Genomic DNA, 21942 nt, shown 5'->3' on the forward strand with positions numbered 1-21942 from the left:
CTTGATCGGGAAACTTCCGGGATGGAACCGACCCAGACGGCGCTCATCGTGCCGATACCCGGGGCCGAGGAAGCGGTAGGCCGGTTTCGGGACTCTCTCGACCCAGCGGCCTCGTGGGGCGTGCCGGCACACGTCACCGTTCTCTACCCGTTTCTAGCGCCACAGCAGATCGATGAGCAGGTCCTGACCGTGCTGAGCGAGACCATTGCCGGCATACCGCGGTTCGACGTCGCGCTGACGCACGTCGGCTGGTTCGGCGACACGGTCGTATGGCTCGCACCGCAGCCGGACCGTCCGTTCGTGAACCTCACCACGGCTGTGTGGCAGCGGTTTCCCGGGACCGCACCCTATGGGGGAGAGCACACCAATGTGGTGCCGCACCTGACCTTCGGCCAGGATGCCCCCAAGCCCACATTGAGCCAGGCTGCGGAGACCGTCTCGGCACAGCTGCCGATCGGCGCCGCCGTCGACATGGTTCGCCTCATCGCCGGCACGCCGGGGCTGAGATCTTGGCGCGCCGTCTGCGAGTTCCCCTTGGGTCCGCAAGAAGCTACCGAGGAGCCGCGGGGACGGGCGGAGAGGACAGGCTTGTGACCCCTCTGCCCCCAGCCGACGACCTGACGTCGCTGGTCCTGCGTGTTGACTTCACCGCGGTGTGGCCAGTGGCAACGTGATGACGACAAGACGAGGCGAACGGGACCAGGCCAGTCTTCAGCGGCGGCTGGAGGTATTGAAGCTGCCGGTGGTGCCACTGGAACGCCACGGATTTCTGACACCCGCAGATTGCGCGGACATGGAACGCGAGCCTGAGGCCGTCGGCGTTGGGCCCGATGGGACGGCGTTCGCCGTCTGGTCACACCGGACGGCCTCCCGGCGCAAGCAGGTGACGTGGCATGCCGGTGGCAACGGGGTCCGGATTGTCGGCGCGATCGATGTGGAGACAGACCTCCGTGTGTCGTTCGTGCAACCGCTGCCGGAGGGGCGGGTCCTGCTGGTGGCGGCCCGCGCCGGGTCTGGCGTGACCAACGGTGAGGTATGGACATACGACGGCGATCTGGAGCACCGTGGCCACCTCGGTGATGCCATCGAGGAACTCCAGACGACGCCGTCCGGCAAGGTATGGGCCGGATATTTCGATGAGGGAGCGTTGGGCGGAAGCGGGTCGGAGGGACACGGCCTGGCCCGGTTCAACCAGGACTCGGGGGTCCGGGCCCCGAGTACGACGTCGTGACGCTGCTGCGCATCGACCGAGACGGTGTGCGCCGCATCGGCGGGCAGTGCCGCCTCGTGCTGCCCGACGGCGTCGAAGCACAGCGTCTCCGCTACACCTGCCGGGGCGGCGACCTGCACGCCTTCACCCGAGGCACATGGTACGGCACCGCCATCGACGAGCTACAGGCTGTTGCGCTGAGCTCATAGCGGACGTGGCCCTGAAAGGCTGGAGTGCGGGACCTACGGCAGGTCGGCACACCGCGGTTGTTGTCGAGGGACTCCATCGTCGTGTGGCACTTCAGGTCGTTCAAGCGCAAGCAGTAGCGCATGCGCGGGTGGCAAGCCGATTCGGAGAAACCGCCCACATTACTGTTCCGTATGTGTCGATGAAGGCGTGCACCTAGAGCCCGCCGAGTGAACTGGCCGCGACACCGGTCTGATGCGACGGTTGTTGGTGCCGGATGTTGACTGCCGGGACGGCACCGTCGGGCATTCGGATGGACGTGTTCTAAATCTCTCCAAATCCCCTTCGTTGAACGGCTTCGTACGGCGCTGTCGTCTATTTGACCGCTGTTGTCATCGTGGTGACACGTAGCGTGGACCTTGACCGGGGAGGGTTTGGGATGGCGCGGCTGGTGGTGGCGGTAGATCCGGCGGTGGGTGTGGAGCCGGTGACGTTGGCGAAGGCGTGGGACTCCGATGAGGAGTCTGCTGCCCTGGGAGCGGCGTCGGTACAGCAGGCGGCTCCGGAAACATTCTTGCCAGGATTGGCGGAGTTGGTGTTGGTGCCGTTGGCGGTCAATCTGGCCAGCGGCCTGCTGTACGACCTGGTCCGGCGGCTTGTGGTTCAGCAGCGGCCGGCTGTGGACGTGACGGAGCTGGAGCTGACCGAGACCCGTTCGGGTGATGATCGTGTGGTGGTGGTCCGGGTTCGCCGGAGCGCTTCGTGAGCGTCAGCGGCGAGCCCCGGCCGGTGATGGTGATCAAAATTTCGGAGCGGTCACGCGCCGCTGACGGTTCGTTCATCGCCTGGGTGTCCTTTGGCGACGGCGCGGAGTACGAGGTCACGATCACCGACCCGGCCGGCGATGGTGACGAGAACCGGCTGGGGTGGTATTTCGAGGAGCACCTGAGATTTCCGTTCCTGGATAAGGATTTGGCGCGGGAGGCTGTGGAGCAGCTGCGGGCCTATGGTGAGCGGTTGTTCCGCCAGGTGTTCGCCGGGGATGCGTTGGTTGACTACCGGGTGGTGGCGCGGCGCGGGTTCGACGGTTACCGGGTGCAGGTGCGGGGTTCGGCGGCGTTTCACCGCCTGCATTGGGAGGCTCTGTACGACCCGGGGCTGCCGGTGCCGATGGCGATTCGGTTGCCGATCGTCCGCTGCGTGTACTTGACCCCGTCGGGATTCGACCTGCCGCCGCAGCGGCCGACGTTGAACATTCTTGTGGTGACGGCCCGCCCCGGCGGCCGCTCCGATGTCGGCTACCGCACGATTTCCCGACCCTTGTTGAAAGGCTTGCGTCGGGCGGACCGGCCGGTGGTGGTGGATCTGGTGCGCCCGGGGACGTGGCAGGCACTGGAACAGCATCTGCGCGCGGCGACGACGCTTCACGGCAGCGGCTACTACCAGGTGATTCATTTTGATGTGCATGGTGCGGTGGCGGGGTTCGCGGAGTTGGAGCGGGGTCGGGCCGCCGACCGGTATCTGTTCGGAACGCGGCGGCCGACGCTCTTTGCGGGTGAGCGGGCGTTCCTCTTCCTCGAGACCGCGGTCGAGGGCAAGGCGGAACCGGTGGCTGCCGAGGACATCGCGAATCTGTTGGCGGAGCATCGGGTTCCGGTGGCCGTTCTCAACGCGTGTCAGTCGGCGAAGGAACCGGCAAGCGAGGCCAGCCTTGCCCAACGCCTGGTGGAGGCCGGTGTCCCAGTGACAGTGGGGATGGCGTACTCGGTGACGGTGTCAGCCGCCAAGCAAGCGATGCCACTGGTCTACTCGGGCCTGGCCGCAGGCGACGACCCGGTCTCGGCGATGCAGACCGCGCGGCGGTCACTGTTCGACGACAAGACCCGGCAAGCGTACTTCGATCAGGACCTGGAATTGGAGGACTGGGTCCTGCCGGTGGTATTCAGCCAGCAGGACGTGAGGCTCTCGTTGTCGGAGATGTCGGCCGAGCAGCAGGCCCGGTTTCTTCAACGTGAGGCGCTGGTCGGCGACGAACCGGACACGGAATACGGGTTCGTCGGCCGGGACCTGGACATCCAAGCAATCGAGCGGCGGCTGCTGATCCGAGACGAACGGAACATGCTGCTGGTCAAAGGCATGGCTGGCGCCGGGAAGTCGACACTGCTGGAACATCTGGCTTGGTGGTGGCAACGCACCGGCCTCGTGGAGATGGTGTTCCGGTTCAGCTACGAACACCGAGCTTGGACCCTTGACCAGATCATCCCCGAGATCGCCGCCACTCTGCTGGATTCGGTGGAGCAGGCGAAGTTAGAACTGCTGCCCGAGAAGGCGCAGTCCGAGCACATTGCCCGGTTGCTGCGGTCACGCAGGTATCTGCTGGTCTTGGACAACACCGAGTCAATCACCGCCACCCCGGCGGCGATCCCCCACGCCCTCAACGACACAGAGCGTGAACGACTCAGCGGGTTTCTAGCTCGCCTGCGCGCCGGAAAAACTCTCGTGCTGTTCGGGTCACGCGAGCACGAGCAATGGATCGGCCCACGTACTTTCGGCGACAACACCTACTCCCTGGCCGGCCTGGACGACCAGGCCGCATCGGTGCTCATCGACGCCATCCTCACCCGCCACGGTGGAACCCATCACCTGCACGACAAGCAGCAGCGCGATGCACTGGAGCGGCTGACGACCCTGCTCGGTGGGTATCCGCTGCCGCTGACGGTGGTCCTGCCCACCCTCGCCACGCAAACCCCGGCGCAGGTCCTCGCCGACCTACAACAAGGCAACAGCGCCACGGATCTCGAGCGCATCAACCAGGTCATCGAGTACAGCCACGGCAAACTCAACCCCACGATCCAGCATTCCCTGCTGCTGCTGGCACCATTCACCGCCAGCATCCCCGCACCGTTCCTCGACGCCTACCAGCAGTTGCTTGCCGACCACGAGGCGGTCGAAGCCCTCGGCCCGATCGACCTCACGGCGGCGGTCGCCGAAACCGTCCGGGTCGGACTAGCCACCTCCCACCCCCACCTGACCGGCTGGGTGCAGATCCTGCCGGTGCTGCCCTACTTCCTACGTACCCGCATCAACGACCACCCCGAACTCCACAATGCCGCCCAGGATGCGCATTACCAGCTCTACACCGGCATCGGGAATCTGATTTACCGGATGCTCACCTCACCGGAGCCGCGACAGCGCGAGACCGGACACGCGACGGCGCGCACCGAGTACGCCAACCTCATCGCCGCCCTCGATCACGGACTTCACACTGGCCAAGTTGTCCTCCCCATCGTTCAGGCGGTAGAGGAGTACCTCGACCAGACCAAACAACAGGACACCCGCCGGCACGTGCTCGACAGCGCTATCGCCGCCCCCCGCGACCCCGACCGCGAAGACCTACGCCGCGAATCCGCCGCCCTGCATCACCTGGCTGGCATCGTCGCCCAGGACCAGCGGCGCTTCGACAAAGCCGAAGCCCACTACAAGCAGGCCCTGACCATCTTCCTGGAGTTCGCTGATAGGTCCAGCGCCGCCCTCACCTACGGCCAGCTCGGCAGAGTCGCGCAGGATCAGCGGCGCTTCGACGAAGCCGCAGCCCACTACAACCAGGCCCTGACCATCTTCCTGGAGTTCAAGGACCGGCACCACACCGCCGGCACCTACCACAATCTGGGCAGGGTCGCGCAGGACCAGCGGCGCTTCGACGAAGCCGAAGCCCGCTACAAGCAGGCCCTGACCATCAAGCTGGCGTCCGGTGATCGGCCCAGCGCTGCCCTCACCTACCACCAACTCGGCGTTGTCGCGCACAATCAGCGGCGCTTCGACGAAGCGGCAGCCCACTACAACCAGGCCCTGACCATCAAGCTGGAGTTCAACGACCGGCACAGCGCAGCCAGCACCTACCACCAGCTCGGCGTCGTCGCCCAGGATCAGCGGCGCTTCGACGAGGCCGAAGCCCACTACAAGCAGGCCCTGACCATCTACCTGGAGTTCAACGACCGGCACAGCACCGCCGGGATCTACCACAATCTCGGCGTTGTCGCCCGGGATCAGGGGCGCTTCGACAAAGCCGAAGCCCACTACAACCGGGCCCTGACCATCTACCTGGAGTTCAACGACCGGCACAGCGCTGCCGGTATCTACCACAATCTGGGCAGGGTCGCGCAGGATCAGCGGCGCTTCGACGAAGCCGAAGCCCACTACAACCGGGCCCTGACCATCTACCTGGAGTTCAACGACCGGCACAACGCGGCCGGCATCTACCACCAGCTCGGCGTTGTCGCGCAAATTCAGCGGCGCTTTGACGAAGCCGAGGCCCACTACGACCAGGCTCTGACCATCTACCTGGAGCTCGACGACCGGAACAACGCGGCCGGCACCTATCACAATCTCGGCAGGGTCGCGCAGGATCAGCGGCGCCTCGACGAAGCCGAAGCCCACTACAACCAGGCCCTGACCATCTACCTAGGGCTCAACGACCGGCACAACACCGCCAGCACCTACCACCGGCTCGGCCTGGTCGCTCAGGATCAGCGGCGCTTCGACAATGCAGCCCGCGCGTTGTTCAGAGCGGCTGGCAACTGGCGATCGCTGTACGGCCAGTGGCCCAGAGAGACGGTGACCGAGCTGAAGCAGCTGCGGCAACAGATGAGTCCAAACGACTTTCGTCGGATACTCCAAGACAACCTGTCTCCCGACCTCGTCGATGCGCTTCACGCGGCTGTCGAGGATGTCACCGAATGAGATAGCCGCTGCCATCCCGCACGCCCTCGAGCCGCCCTCGCTGAAAGCGGGCCGCCGTCCGACCCGCCACCTCAATCAAGCGGACCTTGCGCCGCTCTAACTCCCAGAACGCCCTCAGGTAGCGCGACTCGGTGGCTTCGGCCGGCCTGCCCGGTTCCGCTTCCACGACCTGCAGCACAGCGGAACATCGTCGCCTCCGCGCCAGAGCCAGCCCCGCTGACCTGTTGGCCCGGATGGTTCACGCCTGCGCCCGCGCCGCGCTACACGACACAAGCCGTCCATGGCACGCCGCGTGGTGAGCGCTGTCGACGCGATCGAGCGGTCAAGGCCGGCCGGCGCAAGCCGAGCAAGCGCAAGGTCAAGCGGGTTGCCGAGGGCGACGGACCGGCGCCGAGGCGGGCTAATGGCCCATCCCTGTTTCGGCATGACCTGGAACCACGGAAGCCCTGGCGGGACGTCTGTCCTGACCAGGGCTTCCGTGCGTGGAGCGGGTGACGGGAATCGAACCCGCACTGTCAGCTTGGGAAGCTGATGTTCTGCCATTGAACTACACCCGCAGGCTGCACCACTGTACCCGAGTCGTCGCAGCCATGCACCCAGCCACCCCCACGCGCCGACCGCCCCCGCTCGCACCCAAAGAAGTTTCCAGACGGCAACATATGGTCGTTCTCAAATGCGTCGATGAGTTGTAACGTCTGCCACACGTTCCCAGCCACGGCGTGACACACCCCCTGCCGCGCCGCCAGAAAGAGGTGGGCTCATGGGACTCCGTCCCAAACCGCTGACCCGGCGTGTCGCCGGTGTCGCGTCGACGACCCTCGCGCTGCTGCTCAGCACCGCTGCGGTGGGCGTCGTTCCGGCCGCTTCGGCCCTCTCCGCGGCACCGGGCGGCGCCTGCGCGGAGCCGGCCGCCAGCCACGCCAACGCCCGGGCGAAGCCCGGCGCGGGGGCCCTGCACGAACCGAACGAGCTGACCGCCAAGCAGGTCCGCGAGCGGGACGCCGACCTGGCGGCGGCGTTGCGCGAGCGGGCCAACTACCGGGCCGGCGCCGGCGCCACGACGCTGGCAGCCACCGTCACCATCCCGGTGGTGGTGCACGTGATCCAGGAGAACAGCACCCGGGCCGGCGGCAACATCCCCGACTCGATGATCACCTCGCAGATCAGCGTGCTGAACCAGGCCTACGCGGGCGGGACCGGCGGCGCGGCCACCGCCTTCGCCTTCCGACTCGACTCGATCAACCGGGTGACGAACCCGTCCTGGTACCCGATCGTCGACGGCTCGTCGGCGGAGCGGTCGATGAAGTCGTCGCTGCGGGTCGGCGGCAAGAACACGCTCAACATCTACCTCGGCGAGTTGAGCGACGACCTCTTGGGTTGGGCGACCTTTCCGCAGCGCAGACTCAGCAGCATGGATGGCGTGGTCGTGCTGAGCGAGTCGCTGCCGGGCGGCACCGCCACCAACTACAACCAGGGCGACACCGGCACCCACGAGGTCGGCCACTGGCTGAACCTCTACCACACCTTCCAGGGTGGTTGCGGCGGCTCCGGTGACGGGGTCAGCGATACCCCGGCCGAGGCGTCGCCCGCGTACGAGTGCCCGACCGGCCGGAACACCTGCTCGGCGGCCGGCCTGGACCCGATCACCAACTTCATGGACTACACCTACGACTCGTGCATGTACCAGTTCACCGCGGGTCAGGCGAGCCGCATGCTGACCGCCTGGAACGCGTACCGCGCGGCCTAGCTCCTCGCGTACACCAGGTGCCGGCTCCGTCACGACGGAGCCGGCATCGGCGTATCTGCCCCCAGGGCCGTGGTCAGGCCGCCGTGCACTGGACGTCGCGGCTGCGACGGGTCGGGCGCGTCTGCGGTACGGGGGAAGGCGCGGCCGCCGCGGGCGGGGTCTGCGGATCGAGCCAGACCTGGACGGCCGGGCGCCCCACGGCGATGCCCAGACCGTGCTGGTCGCGACGGGTCAGCATCGCCACGTCGACGGTGAACTCGAACAGCCGCCAGTCGGCCCGCGGCTCGGCCCGGGCGCTCTGCGCCAGCCTGGCCACCCGGACCGGATCGGTGACCGGCCAGGCGTGGCCCGCCACGTACGCCTCGTCGTCGCTCTCCTCGGGAGGGAACGAGTGCAGCGCGTATCGGCCGTCCCGTTCGAGGTCCCGGCGCTTCGGCGAGTCGATGATGAAGCAGAACAGCCCCTCGTCGGTGATGACCGGGGAGACCGGATGGACCCGGGGCCCACCGTCGGCGCGGACCGTGGCCAGATAGCCGAAGCCCGGCCCGTACTGCTGCAGGAGAACGCGGATGCCGTCGGCGAGGCGGGGCTCGTCGGCGGCGAAATCGGACCAGGAAGCCATGCGAGCATTCTATCGAACAAATGTACGAGGAGCGACCTCGACACGCTGGTCACCGCCCGCCTCGCTATGGTGGTCCGATGCTGCTCTCCGACCGTGACCTGGTCTCCGAGATCAAGGCCGGCACGCTGGGCCTGGAGCCGTTCGAGCCCACCCTGGTCCAACCTTCCAGCATCGACGTACGACTCGACCGGCTGTTCCGGGTCTTCAACAACCATCTCTACACCCACATCGATCCGGCCATGCAGCAGGACGACCTGACCTCGGTGGTCGAGGTGCCCGACGGTGAGCCGTTCGTGCTGCACCCGGGAGAGTTCGTGCTCGCCTCGACGCTGGAAGTGATCTCGCTCGGCGACCAGCTCGCCGGCCGGCTGGAGGGCAAGAGCTCACTGGGCCGCCTCGGCCTGCTCACCCACTCCACCGCCGGGTTCATCGATCCGGGCTTCTCCGGGCACGTCACGCTGGAGCTGTCCAACGTGGCGAACCTGCCGATCACCCTCTGGCCGGGCATGAAGATCGGGCAGCTCTGCATCTTCCGGCTCTCGTCGCCGGCCGAGCACCCGTACGGCTCGGTGGTCTACGGGTCGCGTTACCAGGGCCAGCGAGGCCCGACGCCCAGCCGCTCCTGGCAGAACTGGCGTGCCTGGCCGACGCGCTGATCGGCCCCTCCGATGTTAGGAAGGGCACCTTTCTATACCTGAAGCGTTAGAAGGGTGCCCTTCCTTACACGTCAGCCGGGGCGGCCGTAGCTGTGGATGGGCCCGTCGTCGACCTTCTTCATCTTGACGGGCACACCGGCCTGGGAGGCGTGCACCACCCAGCCGTCGCCGACGTACATCCCGACGTGGTGGATGTCGCTGTAGTAGAAGACCAGGTCACCGGGGCGCAGGTCGCCCTTGCTGACGTTCTTGGTCACCCGGCTCTGCGCGGCGGCGTTGTGCGGCAGCGACACACCGGCCTTCGCCCATGCCGCCAGCATCAGCCCGGAGCAGTCGTACGAGTTCGGTCCCTCGGTGCCCCACACGTACGGCTTGCCGATCTGGGCGCAGGCGAACTTGACCGCGATACCGGCACCGCCACCCGGGTAGCTGGCCGGGCAGGGCGCGGGACGCAGCGGACCGCCGCCGCCGCTGCCGTACACCTTGAGGCGCAGCTTCTGCAGCCGGTCGATCTCCTCGTTGATCTGCTTCTTCTTCGCAGCCAACTGGGCCTCGGTGCGGGTCAGCTGGACCACCATCTCGTCCAGCGGCGCCTTCTGCCGGGCCAGCTCGTTGCGCAGGTCGGCGACCTGGCGGACGTCCTCCTGCTGGTTGTGGGCGAAGCGGTCGAGCATTTCGAGCTGACCGACCATCTCGCTGGGCGACCGGCTGCCGAGCATCGTGTTGACGGTCGACAGGTTCTCACCCATGTACGCGCGGACGGCCAGCGCGCTGACCTTGTCCATCGCGGCGTCGACCTGGCGCTCCAGCGGCGCGATGCGGGCGGCGAGCGCGTCGGCCTGCTTGCGCTTGAGGGTCAGGTCGGCACGGGTGGCGTTGTGCCGCTCGATGATCGGTTCGAGCTTGTTCCAGTCGTCGTCGATCTGGCGTTCGATCTCGGCGACGGACGGATCGGCGTGGGCCACCGTGGCGCTGCCGGTCAGGACGACGGCGACGCCGACCAGGGCGGCGAGAGCGGTGGTGAAGCGGGACCAGCGTGGACGCGGCACGGTCGACGGCGGGTCGGCCGGAGCCGACCGTCCGGACGACGGCCGCGGGGCTTGGAGGGCCACCGGGTTCCGTACTCCTTCTTCCTGACCGCCTACCGGGTTAGCTGACGGGTTCGGGCGGGAAGTGGGCGCCCTACCGCAGGAACTGCGGATTCACCCCGAGGAACCTGGGTCCCCGGCTCGCTCGCGAGCGACTCGGCGGTGTCGGTCCGTTACCGCCCGGGGTGGGCAGACCTGCTACCGGGCCGACGAATGACCAGAGTAGAGACGGCCGTTACCGATCCGCAACCCGTGCGGCCGTGACACTCCGTACTGATTGCCGCGGGCCATCGAACCGATGTGAAGATTTCTTACCGCACGTTTCGAAACATGGAAAGGTATTGACGCGGACTCCCGGGCAGGGCGAAGGTGACCGCAACCGACACCAGTTCACATGTAGGGGGTTCGATGAAACGTCCGACCCTGCTCGCCGTCGCGCTCGTCACCGCCACGGCGGCCGTACCGCTGCCCTCCGGCCCGGCCACCGCGGCCCCTGCCGCCGACCGCCAGCAGCAGTACGCCGCCGCAGCGACCGAGTACGGCGTACCCATCGACGTACTGCTCGGCGTCTCCTACCTGGAGTCCCGCTGGGACAGCAACGCCGGCACGCCGAGCACCAGCGGCGGCTACGGCCCGATGCACCTGACCGATGCCCGGCACGTGGCCGCCCTACCCGGGCGCGGTCACCACGACGCCCCGGGAGAGGATCCGCGCGGCGACGAGTCCCGTCGTGCTCTCGCACCGGCGCCCGCCACCGGGGACGCGCCGCCCAGCGCCGCGCTGCAGACCGTGGACGCCGCCGCCGCGCTCACCGGCGCCACCACCGAGGCGCTGCGTACCGACCCGACGACGAACCTCCGGGGTGGGGCGGCGCTGCTGGCCGCGTACCAACGGGAGGTCGGCGCCCCGGTCGGAGTCGGCACCGACCCGGCCACCTGGTACGGCGCGGTGGCCCGCTATGCCGGCGCGGACAGCGCCGATGCCGCGGCGGCCTTCGCCGACGAGGTCTTCACCACGATCGGCGCCGGCGAGACGCGGGTGACCGACGACGGCCAGCGGGTCACGCTGCCGGCCCGGGCGGTACGCCCTGAGCGGACCTGGCTGGACCGACTGGGACTGCGCCGGCTCGCCCGCCCGGACGGGTTGGAGTGCCCGAGCACCGTGTCCTGTGAGTGGATCCCGGCACCCTACGCGGCGTTCGGCGACGGCGACTACGGCAACCACGACCTGTCCGACCGGCCCGCCCGGCAGAAGATCGAGTACATCGTCATCCACGACACCGAGGCGAGTTGGGCGACCACCCTGCAGCTCGTCCAGGACCCGACCTACGTGAGCTGGCACTACTCGCTGCGCTCGGTGGACGGCCACATCGCCCAGCACGTCAAGACCAAGGATGTCGCCTGGCACGCCGGCAACTGGTACGTCAACGCCAAGTCGATCGGGTTGGAACACGAGGGCTTCGCCGCGCAGGGCACCTGGTACACGGAGGCGATGTACCGGACCTCGGCGAAGCTCGTGCGGCACCTCGCGCTGCGGCTGGGCATCCCGCTGGACCGCCAGCACATCATCGGGCACGACAACGTGCCCGGCACGACCGCGTCGACGGTCCGCGGGATGCACTGGGACCCGGGACCCTACTGGGACTGGACGCACTACCTCGACCTGCTGCACGCGCCACGGCTGGACACCGGCACCCCGGCCACCGGACTGGTCCGGATCGACCCCGACTACGCGACCAACCAGCCGGCGTTCACCGGATGCGTCACCCCCGGGACGCCGTGCGCGCCCCGCGGTTCCTCGTCGGTGGTGCTACGCACCGCACCGGCTCCGGACGCGCCGCTGGTCAACGACATCGCGCTGCGCCCCGACGGCACCCCGAACACGATGGACGTGTCGGACCACGGGGCCCGCGCGTCCGCCGGCCAGACGTACGCGCTGGCCGGTCGACAGGGCGACTGGACGGCCATCTGGTACCTCGGGCAGCGGGCGTGGTTCCACAACCCGGCGTCCGCGCCGACGGCCACCTGGACGGTCGGCATGGTGGTCACCCCGAAGCCCGGCCGGGCCACGATCCCCGTCTACGGGCGGGCGTACCCGGAGCAGGCGGCCTACCCGGCCGGCGTGCCCTACCAGGCGATCTCACCGTTGCAATACACCCTCGCCGCCGGACAGCGGTACGCCGTCGGCGCGGTGCTGCCCGGCGAGTACTACCGGGCCAGCACGTTCGACGGCTCCTCGCCCGGCGACTGGACGGTGATCCGGGGCAACAACCGGTACGCGCAGATCCAGTTCGGCCACCGCGTCATGTACGTCGACCTCGCCGACGTACAGCTCCTGCCGTCTCCGGTGGGCGCACCCCGCTGAGGAACCACGACGGCCCCCGGTCGAGGTGACCGGGGGCCGTCGTGGTGCGTGCTGGGGATCAGCCAGGTCGGCGGAACCCGGCGACCGGCATGGTGTTGATGCTGGACACCTGCACCGGTTTACCGGCGCGTGGCGCGTGCACCATCTGGTTGTTGCCCAGATAGAGCCCGACATGACTCAGGCCGGAGTAGAAGAAGACCAGGTCACCGGCACGGGCGTCGGCGCGCGAGACGGCCTTGCCCTCGTTCCACTGGTCACCCGTGTGGTGGGTGAGGTAGATCCCGGCCGACTTGTAGGCGTACTGGGTCAGGCCCGAGCAGTCGAACGAGTTCGGGCCGGTGGCGCCCCAGACGTACGGATCGCCGACCTGCTGGCAGGCGGTCTTGATCGCCTTCTGCGCCGCGACAGAGACCACGCCGTTGATGGTCGGGCAACCGGCCGTCTTGACCGTGGTCTTGGGCATCGACGCTTCGAGCTTCTTGATCTCGGCGTCGATCTGCTTCTTCTTGGCCGCCAGCTCGCTCTGCTGCTTGGTCTGGGTGGCGATCAGCGCGTCCAGCTTCTGCTTCTCGCCGTCGTACTTGGCCCGGACGGCGAGCACACCCTCGACCTGCTTGCGCTCCTGGGAGGCGAGCCGGTCGAGGAGGGTGAGCTGCTCGGTGAGCGTGTCCGGCTTGGCGCTGACCAGCAGCGCGCCGATCTCCTGCGAGGGGCCCGACATGTAGTAGCGGGAAGCGAGGTCGCCGACCCGGTTGAGTGCCAGCTCGCTCTGCAGGGCCAGCGGCTCGATCTTCTTCTGAAGTTCGGACGACTTCTTGCGGTTGACGGCGAGTTGCGCCCGCACCTTGTTGTACTTCTCGATCGTGGGCTCCAACTCCTCCCACTTCTTGTCGATCTGCGCCTCGATCTCGTCGACCGTCGGCTCGGCCTGCGCCGGCACGGCGATCATGCCGGCACCGACCGCAGCGGCGGCGACCAGCACGATCAGGCGACGTGCGACCCGGCGCAGACCACGCGGTCGAACGGGCGACCCTGGTGCGTGACGATGAGGGGGCATGGTTGCCACCGGCACCGACTCCTTTGCAACCGACCGCCGGGCGCCTCGCGTGAGGGAAGGGCCGAGGCAGACGACCCACAGCGGTCGGTGCACCACATTAGGGAAGCGCCGGACCGAATTCAAGGCGAGCCGAGTCACCGTCACTGTCGCGCAACCACTTGCACACCAAGGGTGTTGGTCAATTAACCAACGATTGCGGTCAATACATCATCGAGCGTCACCACACCGAGAGGTCGGCGTCCGTCGCTGACCAGCACCATGTGCCGCCGTTCCCTGCGCATGGCCAGCAGCAGATCGGCGAGCGTACGGTCCGGCGGGACCACGGCCAACGGCCGGTACACCGCCTCCGGCACGGGAGCGCGGCGGCCCTGCCCGGCGTACCCGAGCACGTCCTTGACGTGCACGAAGCCCAGCACCCGCCGGGTGGACCGCTGCACCACCGGAAACCGGGACCGGCCGGTACGGGTCGCCAACACCTCAAGCGACGCCGGCGAGACGTCCTCGGCGACCGTCGTCACCGTCGACCACGGTTGCAGGGCGTCCGCCGCCGTACGGGTGTGCAGGGCCAGAGCGCCGGTGATGCGGGCGTGCTCCTCGGCGTCGAGCAGCCCCTCCGTACGCGCCTGCGACACCAGGCCCGCCAACTCCTCGGCCGTGAACACCGTCTTCACGGCCTCGGTCGCCTCGATCCGCCACAGGGCCAGCACCCGGCGGGCCGCCCACTTCATCGCCAGCAGCAGCGGCTTGGTCGCCACGCAGAACGCCAGCATGGCCGGGCCCAGCCAGAGCGCGGAGACCTCCGGACCGGCCAGCGTGATGTTCTTGGGCACCATCTCGCCGACCACCGTGTGCAGGAAGACGACGACACCGAGCGCCAGCACGAACGCCACCGGGTGCACCGCGCGGTCGGGCAGACCGACGGCGCGGAATGGCGACTCGAGCAGATGGGCCAACGCCGGCTCGGCGATCGCGCCGAGGCCCAGCGAACAGACCGTGATGCCGAGCTGCGCGCCGGCGATCATCAGCGGGATCTGGTTCATCGCCGACAACGCCCAGCGGGCCCGCTTCGAACCGGCCGCCAACGGCTCGATCACCGTCCGCCGGGACGCGATCAGCGCGAACTCGCTACCCACGAAGAAGCCGTTGCCGAGCAGGAGCAGCACGGCCACCAGCAGCTCAGTCATCGGCGTCCGGCTCCGCCGGTCGCAGCACCCGGACCTGCTCGATCCGGTGCCGCTCCACCTCGACCACGGTGAACTCCCAGCCGTCGGCGTCGACCGTCTCGCCGGGCAGCGGAATGTGCCCGAGCCGCGCCAGCAGGAACCCGGCCAGCGTCTCGTACGGCCCCTCGGGCAGCCGGAAGCCCGTCTGCTCGACCAACTCGTCGGAGCGCAACACCCCGTCGACCAACACCGTGCGCTCGCCGCCCGGAACGGTCAGCTGATGCGGATCGACGTCGTCCACGCTGGCCGGGTCGAACTCGTCGGCGATCTCGCCCACCAACTCCTCGACCAGGTCCTCGATCGTCACCACGCCGTCGGTGCCGCCGTACTCGTCGACGACGATCGCCAGGTCGGCCCCGGCCGCCTTCAACGCCGCCAGCACGCCGTCCAGGTCCAGGCTCTCCGGCACGTACACCGGCTCACGGGCCACTGCCGCCACCACCGTCGACGCCCGCGCGGCCAGCGGCACGCCCAGCGCGTCCGGCACGCCCGCGACGCCGGTGACGAGGTCGAGGGTCTCCTCGTACACCGGGAAGCGGGTCCGTCCCGTCCGCCGGGACTCCTCCAGCAGCTTTGCCACCGTGGCGGTGGCCCGCAGCGCGACCACGTCGACCCGCGGGGTCATGGCCTCGGCCGCCCGCTTGTCGCCGAACCGGATGGTGCGCCGCAGCAGCATCGCCGTGTCCGGCGGCAGCGCGCCCGCGCGGGCCGAGATGGCGGCCAGCAGCCCCAGTTCCTCGGGCGAGCGGGCGCTGGCCAACTCCTCCTGCGGCTCCACGCCGAGCGCCCGGACCAGCCGGTTCGCCGAACCGTTCAGGCCCCGGATCAACCAGCCGAACGTCCGGGAGAAGGTGTGCATCGGCCCGGCGGTGGCCAGCGCGGCCGGCATCGGCCGGGCCAGCGCCGCGTTCTTGGGCACCAGCTCACCGAAGAGCATGGACAGGAGCGTCGCCAGGGCCAGCGCCAGGAACGGGGTGAAGCGCTCGGTGCTCTCCCCGGCCACGGGACGCAGCAGCGGGGTGAAGATCCGAGCCAGCGCCGGTTCGGCCAGGTAGCCGGTGAGCAGGGCGGTGATGGTGATCCCGAGCTGCGCCCCGGAGAGCTGGAAGGACAGCTCGCGCAGCGCGGCGCGTACCGTCCGGGCGGCCTCGTCGCCGGCGGCGGCCCGCCGGTCGATCTCCGCGCGGTCGACCGTGACCAGGGCGAACTCGGCCGCGACGAAGAACGCGTTGCCGGCGGTCAGCGCAACGAACCCGACCAGCGGCAGCAGCGTCATCAAGAGCAGGCCGTCGATGTCTCCTCACCTCGGCGAGATTCTTGCACGGCGGCGACGGCCCCTGCGGGCCGCCGCCACCGATGTTCGGAACCGGGGTGTACGCCTCAACCGGCGACCGGCGTCGACTCCTTGTCGCCGCGCGGCTGCTCGGGCTTGACCGAGCGCAGCAGGACGCTCGCCACGTCGATGACCTCGACCTCCTCGCCGGCGCCCTTGCCATTGACGCCGTCGTTGAGCATGGTCGAGCAGAACGGGCAGCCGACGGCCACCGTCTTCGCCCCGGTGGCCATTGCCTCCTCGACCCGGTCCACGTTGATCCGCTTGCCGATCTTCTCTTCCATCCACATGCGGGCGCCGCCGGCGCCGCAGCAGAAGGAGCGCTCGCTGTTGCGCGGCATCTCGGTCAGCTCGCCCTGAATCGAGTCGCCCAGCACCTCGCGGGGGGCGGCGAAGACCCGGTTGTGCCGGCCCAGGTAGCAGGGGTCGTGGTAGGTGACACCGCCGTCGACCGGTTGCACCGGGGTCAGCTTGCCGGTGGAGACCAGGTGGGCCAGCAGTTGGGTGTGGTGTACCACCTCGAACTCGCCGCCGAGCTGGCCGTACTCGTTGCCCAGGGTGTTGAAGCAGTGCGGGCAGGTGGCGACGATCTTGCGTTTGGTCTTCTCCCGGCCCTCGAACGCCTCGTTGAGCGTCTCGACGTTCTGCTGGGCGAGCATCTGGAAGACGAACTCGTTGCCGATCCGGCGGGCCGGGTCGCCGGAGCACGTCTCGCCCTCGCCGAGGATCGCGAAGCTCACGCCGGCCTCGTTGAGCAGGGTGGCGACCGCCCGGGTGGTCTTCTTGGCCCGGTCCTCGAACGCGCCGGCGCAGCCGACCCAGAACAGGTACTCGAAGTCGTCCACCTCGCCGACCCGGGGCACCTCGAAGTCGAGGCCCTTGGTCCAGTCCTCACGGGTGTTCTGCGGCGCACCCCACGGGTTGCCCTTGTTCTCCAGGTTGCGCAGCATCACGCCGGCCTCGGAGGGGAAGCTCGACTCGATGAGCACCTGGTAGCGCCGCATGTCGACGATGTGGTCCACGTGCTCGATGTCCACCGGGCACTGCTCGACGCAGGCGCCGCAGGTGGTGCAGGACCAGAGGACGTCCGGGTCGATGACCCCACCCTCCTCGGCCGTGCCGATCAGCGGCTTGTCACCCTCGGCGAGCGACAGCACGTCCAGGTGCGCGAGCTGCGCCTGGGTGGCCTTCTCCTCGCCGGTGAGGTCCTTGCCGCCGCCGGCCAGCAGGTAGGGCGCCTTCGCGTACGCGTGGTCGCGCAGGCTGAGCACGAGCAGCTTCGGCGACAGCGGCTTGCCGGTGTTCCAGGCGGGGCACTGCGACTGGCAGCGACCGCACTCCGTGCAGGTGCTGAAGTCGAGCAGGCCCTTCCAGGTGAACTGCTCGACCTGGGCGACGCCGAACTGGTCCTTCTCCGGGTCGGCCTCCTCGAAGTCGAGCGGCTTGCCCTGGCTGGTCATCGGGCGCAGCGGGCCAAGACCGGAGCCGGCCGGCTTCTCCGGGTCGCGCTTGAAGAAGATGTTGGGGAACGCCAGGAAGCGGTGCCAGGCGACGCCCATGGTGACGTTGAGCGAGATGACGATCAGCCAGGTCATCGAGATGACGATCTTGATGAGCGCGGCGACGCTCGCGCCGTCCGACCAGTCCGGGAGGATCGCGCCGACCGCGTGGCTGACCGGGGTCGCCCAGACCGGGTACTCGAAGTGGTCGGTGGCGACCTTGAAGCCCCGGATCACCAGGCCGAAGACCAGGACCAGCAGCACGACCCACTCGACGAAGTACCCCTGCCACATGGTCGAGCCGGTGAAGCGGGAGCGACCGCCGGGCCGGTTCGGCCGGTTCCGGAGCCGGATCGCCATCAGCACCAGGATGCCGACCAGCCCCAGCACGGTGATGATCTCGGTGGCCAGCCCGAAGACGGTCCAGTGCCCGAGGATCGGCAGACCACCGGTCGGCGTGACGACCTCGAAGTACGCCTCGAGCACCAGCAGCGACAGCACGATGAAGCCGACCATCACGAACCAGTGGGCGGCACCCACCACACCCCACTTGAGCATCCGGGTGTGGCCGGCGGTCTCCACCAGCATCTTCCTGGTGCGGGCGCCCTTGTCGGCGAACCGCTCCGGAGCGGGTTGCCCCAGCCGGATCACGGCCGTCATCTTCATGACCGCGCGCACCGCCAGCCACACCGCCACGGCGGTGATGCCAGCCGCGAGGATCGTGGTGACGATCTGGACGCTGCCCATCGAGTTGGCCTCCCCGGTCTGCTGCTCGTCGAGCGGTTCAGCAACCGGGGCCGGGACAGGCGTAGGACAGCGTCGCGCCGCCGCACCTGCGACCGGACCGGTCGATGACCTCGCTCCGCTCGGTCATGCAGTGCAGCCTACGCGCAAGGTTACCCAGCAGTAACGTGAGTCATCTCGCAGTAGGCCACGCCGCCTGCGGACACCATAGGGTGCCCGGCCCGGTCCTGCCGGGCAGGGGGACGGCGGGTGACGGAGATCCTGCGGTCCGGTGGTGGATCGCGCGGTGCGGCGGCGGCCCGAGCGGGCTCAGCGCCAGCGGGAGAGCAGCACCAGCGACGCGACCATCGCGCCGAAGCCGACCGCCAGGTTCCAGTACTGCCACGAGGCGACCGGGTACTCCTGCTCGGAGAGGTAGTAGACGACAAGCCAGCCGATGCCCGCGACGATCAGAGCGACCGCGGTGATCGGCAGCCACACCGGGCTAGGCTTGCGCGACGCCGCCGTCGTCGTCGGACGGACGTCCGTCGGCGGGGTGTACACCTTCTTCTTGCGGACCTGAGACTTGGGCACGGCGCTCTCCAGAGGGGGTGACAACCTCGTCCGGCCTGACAACCGGACGCGGAGGCGACGGTTCATGGCCAATAATGTTCGACAGCTAGCGTAGTCCCGAACGGCCGCCTGGACCACGAATGGGGTCAGGCAGGTACATGGAGTGACCGAAAAGGGCGGGACTGTTCGCATCGCGGCCCGGTCGTCACGAACCGGTCCCCGACACTCGGAAGGAACGCTCGGTGGAGTACACATCCGGCGCCGCCTCCTGGCAGAAGGTCCTCCGACGGGCCGTCGCCGGGCTGCTGCCCCGGCGGCCACGCCAACGGCGACCGGGCTGGTCGATCGGGGTGCCCCTGATCGCCGCCGCGGCGGGACTGCTCTTCACCACCACCGCGACCACCGCCGGCGGCACCGCCCTCCGGGAGGACCGGCGGCCCCAGCTCAACCAGCTCATCGAGGAGCGGCAGCAGCAGGTCACGGCGAGCGAGCGCCGGGCCGCCACCCTGCGCGGCGAGGTCGAGCAACGCACCAACACGCTTGCCGACTCGGACGCCCCGATCAAGGCCCAGCAGAACCGAGCCCAACGCAGCCTCGCGGCGGCCGGATTCACTCCCGTCACCGGCACGGCCGTCACGGTCGAGCTGAACGACGCGCCCCAGCACAACGACGAGGCTCACTCCGACGCCACCAACGACGACCTGGTCGTGCACCAGGGGGACGTGCAGGCGGTGGTCAACGCGCTCTGGGCGGGTGGCGCGGAGGCCATGTCAATCATGAACGTCCGCGTGCTCGCAACCAGCGCGGTACGCTGCGTCGGTAACACCCTGCTGCTTCATGGCCGGGTGTACTCCCCACCGTTCAAGATCGTAGCAATCGGCGATCCCGCTGCCCTCCAGCAGGCCCTCGCCAGCTCTGAGGGAGTCCGGTTGTTCAAGGACGCAGTCGACGACTACCAACTCGGCTACAAGGAGTCCGTCTCCACGGTGACCGTCCCGGCCTTCGAGGATTCGACGGCCCTGCGCTCGGCGACGGTGCCCAAGTGAGCGGCCCCGACGAGCGCCGCGACGGCCGACACCGGGACCAGGCCGACGATCCGACGGCCTTCCTGCCCAAGGTCGACCGACCCGAGCCGGGTCGCGCCGAGCCGCCTGCGGGCCGGGTGGAGTCATCGCCCGGCCAGGCCGAGTCCACCGTAGGGCGACCCGGGTCGTCGCCGTCCCGGCCCGCCCCGACCCCGGGGCGGACGCCGACCGGTAACTGGCCGGATCCCGTGCTGCCCAGCCGGTCACGGCCGACGGGCCCGCCCGCCGCCTTCGAGGCACCGAGCCCCGGATGGTCCGACCCGCAGGGCTCCCCCGACCACGCGACCCCGACCGCGCCGCCGCGCTGGCCGGGTACCGCGTCGACTCCTCCCCCCGCCGCCACGCCCCCGAGCACGCCCACACCGCCGAGCGCCGCCACGCCCCCGAGCACGCCCACACCGCCGAGCGCCGTCACTCCACCGAGCGCGCCCACACCACCGAGCGCCGTCACGCCACCGAGCACGCCCACACCACCGAGCGCGTCCCCGCTCCCCGGTGTCCCCGCGTCGCCGGGCGGCGACGCGCCGACCGCGTTCATTCCGAAGATCACCCCCGGGTCCACGCGCCCGACCGGCGGCTCGGGCGCACCCGTCTCCCCGGCCGCACCCGGCCGCACCGCCGACCCGAACGCCACCGCGCTCATACCCACCGTGACCGGCAGGCCGACACCCCGGCCTCCGTCCATCGACACGACGGCGCTGATGGGTGCGGTTCCCCGTACGGCGGCACCGGAGGGGCCGACCGGCGAGGGCGACGGCGCCGCCGAGCCGCCGCGGCCGCGTCGGGGGGAGCGCGTCGTCCAACTCCGGCCGCACCAGACCGGCGAGGGCTACAAGAGCGTCTACTCGGAGCTGACCCGTCCGTCCATCGCCTCCCGACTCCGGACCGGCATCCGGGCCACCGGCGAAGTCCTGATCACCTTCGGCCTGGTGGTGCTCCTCTTCGCCGGCTACGAGGTGTGGGGCAAGTCCGCCGTCGTGGACGCCCACCAGAACGACCTCAGCAGCCAACTCGCCCGAGAGTGGGGCCCCACCGACGACCCGACGGTCGTCCCATCGAAGGCCCCGAGCGCCAAGCCGTCCCCGCCGGTGCGGGGCAAGCCGATCGCCGGCCTCTACATCCCCAAGCTCGACAAGAACTGGGTGGTGGTCGAGGGCGTCACCCAGGACGACATCCGCTACGCGCCGGGCCACTACCCGACCAGCGCGCTGCCCGGCCAGGTCGGCAACTTCTCCGTCGCCGGCCACCGGAACCGGGCCACCTTCTGGCGGCTGGACGAGTTGCACGACGGCGACGCGATCGTGGTCGAGAGCAAGACCGACTGGTACGTCTACCGGGTGGCACAGACCCGCATCGTCAAGCCGACGCAGGTCGAGGTCGTGGCGCCCGTGCCCGGCGAACCCAACAAGAAGCCGACCAAGCGGATGCTCACCCTGACCACCTGCAACCCCAAGTGGGACAACTACCAGCGCCTGATCATCCACGCGGAGTTGGACCGGACCCAGCCCAAGTCGGCGGGTCGCCCGACCGAGCTGGGAGGCTGACCCGGTGTACGCGTTCATCTGGCGCAAGCTTCCGTTCGGACTGGCCGGCAAGCTCGTCGGGTCGGTGCTGCTCGCGGCCGCCACGGTCGCCCTGCTCTGGTACGTGGCCTTTCCGTGGGCCGAGCCCTTGCTGCCCTTCGACGACGTCCAGGTCACCCAGGAGGACTCCGGCGTTCCCGGCGAGCCGAGCGGAGGCGATGCGGTGACCGACGACACGCCGACCGGCGACGAGCACGAGCTGCCGTACGACACGGAACGGAACAACCCCGAGCCGACCCCTTCGAGCAGGTGA

General features: G+C 69.1%; 19 protein-coding genes, 1 tRNA gene and 1 riboswitch. Of the genes, 11 read left to right on the forward strand and 9 right to left on the reverse strand.

All coding sequences use genetic code 11. The annotated features are described in order from the left end of the window. The first annotated feature begins 21 nt into the window (after positions 1 to 21). From ABZ272_RS04545 to ABZ272_RS04565, 5 genes are all read left to right on the forward strand, one after another. Entirely contained in the window at positions 22 to 594 is a 573-nt protein-coding gene (locus tag ABZ272_RS04545; protein WP_355048493.1) for a 2'-5' RNA ligase family protein, read from the forward strand. A gap of 61 nt (positions 595 to 655) precedes the next feature. Next, a complete protein-coding gene (locus ABZ272_RS04550; protein ID WP_355048494.1) occupies positions 656 to 1231 on the forward strand; it encodes a hypothetical protein in 576 nt (191 codons plus the stop codon). Then, positions 1228 to 1419 carry a hypothetical protein gene (locus ABZ272_RS04555; protein ID WP_355048495.1) on the forward strand — a complete coding sequence of 64 codons (192 nt, stop codon included), beginning with the start codon at positions 1228 to 1230 and terminating at the stop codon, positions 1417 to 1419. Before ABZ272_RS04550 ends, ABZ272_RS04555 begins: the two co-directional genes overlap by 4 nt. A gap of 416 nt (positions 1420 to 1835) precedes the next feature. Next, positions 1836 to 2162: a hypothetical protein gene (locus ABZ272_RS04560; protein WP_355048496.1), complete on the forward strand. Its 327-nt coding sequence runs from the start codon at positions 1836 to 1838 to the stop codon at positions 2160 to 2162. Continuing rightward, on the forward strand, positions 2159 to 6136 hold the full coding sequence (locus ABZ272_RS04565) for a tetratricopeptide repeat protein (RefSeq protein ID WP_355048497.1): 3978 nt from the start codon (positions 2159 to 2161) through the stop codon (positions 6134 to 6136). The genes ABZ272_RS04560 and ABZ272_RS04565 overlap by 4 nt, the downstream gene beginning before the upstream one ends. Here ABZ272_RS04565 and ABZ272_RS04570 read toward each other — a convergent pair. Beyond that, positions 6126 to 6314: a hypothetical protein gene (locus ABZ272_RS04570; RefSeq protein ID WP_355048498.1), complete on the reverse strand. Its 189-nt coding sequence runs from the start codon at positions 6312 to 6314 to the stop codon at positions 6126 to 6128. The two genes, ABZ272_RS04565 and ABZ272_RS04570, sit on opposite strands and share 11 nt — an antisense overlap. A gap of 305 nt (positions 6315 to 6619) precedes the next feature. Then, positions 6620 to 6693, reverse strand: a tRNA-Gly gene (locus ABZ272_RS04575). A gap of 203 nt (positions 6694 to 6896) precedes the next feature. On the opposite strand from ABZ272_RS04575, the gene ABZ272_RS04580 reads away from it, so the two are divergent. Then, entirely contained in the window at positions 6897 to 7883 is a 987-nt protein-coding gene (locus tag ABZ272_RS04580; RefSeq protein WP_355048499.1) for a zinc metalloprotease, read from the forward strand. A gap of 73 nt (positions 7884 to 7956) precedes the next feature. On the opposite strand, the gene ABZ272_RS04585 is transcribed toward ABZ272_RS04580, so the two are convergent. Next, positions 7957 to 8505, reverse strand: a complete 549-nt coding sequence (locus ABZ272_RS04585; protein ID WP_355048500.1) for a pyridoxamine 5'-phosphate oxidase family protein — start codon at positions 8503 to 8505, stop codon at positions 7957 to 7959. 77 nt (positions 8506 to 8582) lie between these two features. On the opposite strand from ABZ272_RS04585, the gene dcd reads away from it, so the two are divergent. After that, a complete protein-coding gene (gene dcd / locus ABZ272_RS04590) occupies positions 8583 to 9161 on the forward strand; it encodes a dCTP deaminase (protein ID WP_266247661.1) in 579 nt (192 codons plus the stop codon). A gap of 71 nt (positions 9162 to 9232) precedes the next feature. Here dcd and ABZ272_RS04595 read toward each other — a convergent pair whose 3' ends face one another. Further along, the gene (locus ABZ272_RS04595; RefSeq protein WP_355048501.1) at positions 9233 to 10273 is read right to left on the reverse strand and encodes an NlpC/P60 family protein; all 1041 of its coding nucleotides are present in this window, start codon (positions 10271 to 10273) and stop codon (positions 9233 to 9235) included. 12 nt (positions 10274 to 10285) lie between these two features. After that, positions 10286 to 10421: riboswitch (cyclic di-AMP (ydaO/yuaA leader) on the reverse strand. A gap of 236 nt (positions 10422 to 10657) precedes the next feature. Here ABZ272_RS04595 and ABZ272_RS04600 point away from each other — a divergent pair. After that, a complete protein-coding gene (locus ABZ272_RS04600; RefSeq protein WP_355048502.1) occupies positions 10658 to 12613 on the forward strand; it encodes a peptidoglycan recognition family protein in 1956 nt (651 codons plus the stop codon). 58 nt (positions 12614 to 12671) lie between these two features. On the opposite strand, the gene ABZ272_RS04605 is transcribed toward ABZ272_RS04600, so the two are convergent. The 5 genes from ABZ272_RS04605 to ABZ272_RS04625 form a co-directional block, all read right to left on the reverse strand. After that, positions 12672 to 13685, reverse strand: a complete 1014-nt coding sequence (locus tag ABZ272_RS04605; protein ID WP_355048503.1) for an NlpC/P60 family protein — start codon at positions 13683 to 13685, stop codon at positions 12672 to 12674. A 167-nt stretch (positions 13686 to 13852) separates the two neighbouring features. Next, positions 13853 to 14854 carry a hemolysin family protein gene (locus ABZ272_RS04610; protein ID WP_355048504.1) on the reverse strand — a complete coding sequence of 334 codons (1002 nt, stop codon included), beginning with the start codon at positions 14852 to 14854 and terminating at the stop codon, positions 13853 to 13855. Next, positions 14847 to 16169, reverse strand: a complete 1323-nt coding sequence (locus ABZ272_RS04615) for a hemolysin family protein (RefSeq protein WP_355048505.1) — start codon at positions 16167 to 16169, stop codon at positions 14847 to 14849. Before ABZ272_RS04615 ends, ABZ272_RS04610 begins: the two co-directional genes overlap by 8 nt. A gap of 104 nt (positions 16170 to 16273) precedes the next feature. Then, positions 16274 to 18472, reverse strand: coding sequence for a (Fe-S)-binding protein (locus ABZ272_RS04620; RefSeq protein WP_355048506.1), 2199 nt, complete (start codon positions 18470 to 18472; stop codon positions 16274 to 16276). A 306-nt stretch (positions 18473 to 18778) separates the two neighbouring features. Further along, positions 18779 to 19042, reverse strand: coding sequence for a cell division protein CrgA (locus tag ABZ272_RS04625; RefSeq protein ID WP_007454145.1), 264 nt, complete (start codon positions 19040 to 19042; stop codon positions 18779 to 18781). 221 nt (positions 19043 to 19263) lie between these two features. Between ABZ272_RS04625 and ABZ272_RS04630 the strand changes: the two genes are divergently transcribed. From ABZ272_RS04630 to ABZ272_RS04640, 3 genes are read left to right on the forward strand one after another with little or no spacing between them, the layout of a single operon-like run. Next, positions 19264 to 20067, forward strand: coding sequence for a DUF881 domain-containing protein (locus ABZ272_RS04630; RefSeq protein ID WP_355048507.1), 804 nt, complete (start codon positions 19264 to 19266; stop codon positions 20065 to 20067). Further along, positions 20064 to 21650: a class E sortase gene (locus ABZ272_RS04635; protein ID WP_355048508.1), complete on the forward strand. Its 1587-nt coding sequence runs from the start codon at positions 20064 to 20066 to the stop codon at positions 21648 to 21650. Before ABZ272_RS04630 ends, ABZ272_RS04635 begins: the two co-directional genes overlap by 4 nt. A gap of 4 nt (positions 21651 to 21654) precedes the next feature. Further along, complete coding sequence (locus ABZ272_RS04640) at positions 21655 to 21942, forward strand: hypothetical protein (protein WP_355048509.1); 288 nt, start codon at positions 21655 to 21657, stop codon at positions 21940 to 21942.

It is taken from the genome of Micromonospora sp. NPDC005979, from assembly GCF_040614415.1.
GTDB lineage: Bacteria > Actinomycetota > Actinomycetes > Mycobacteriales > Micromonosporaceae > Micromonospora.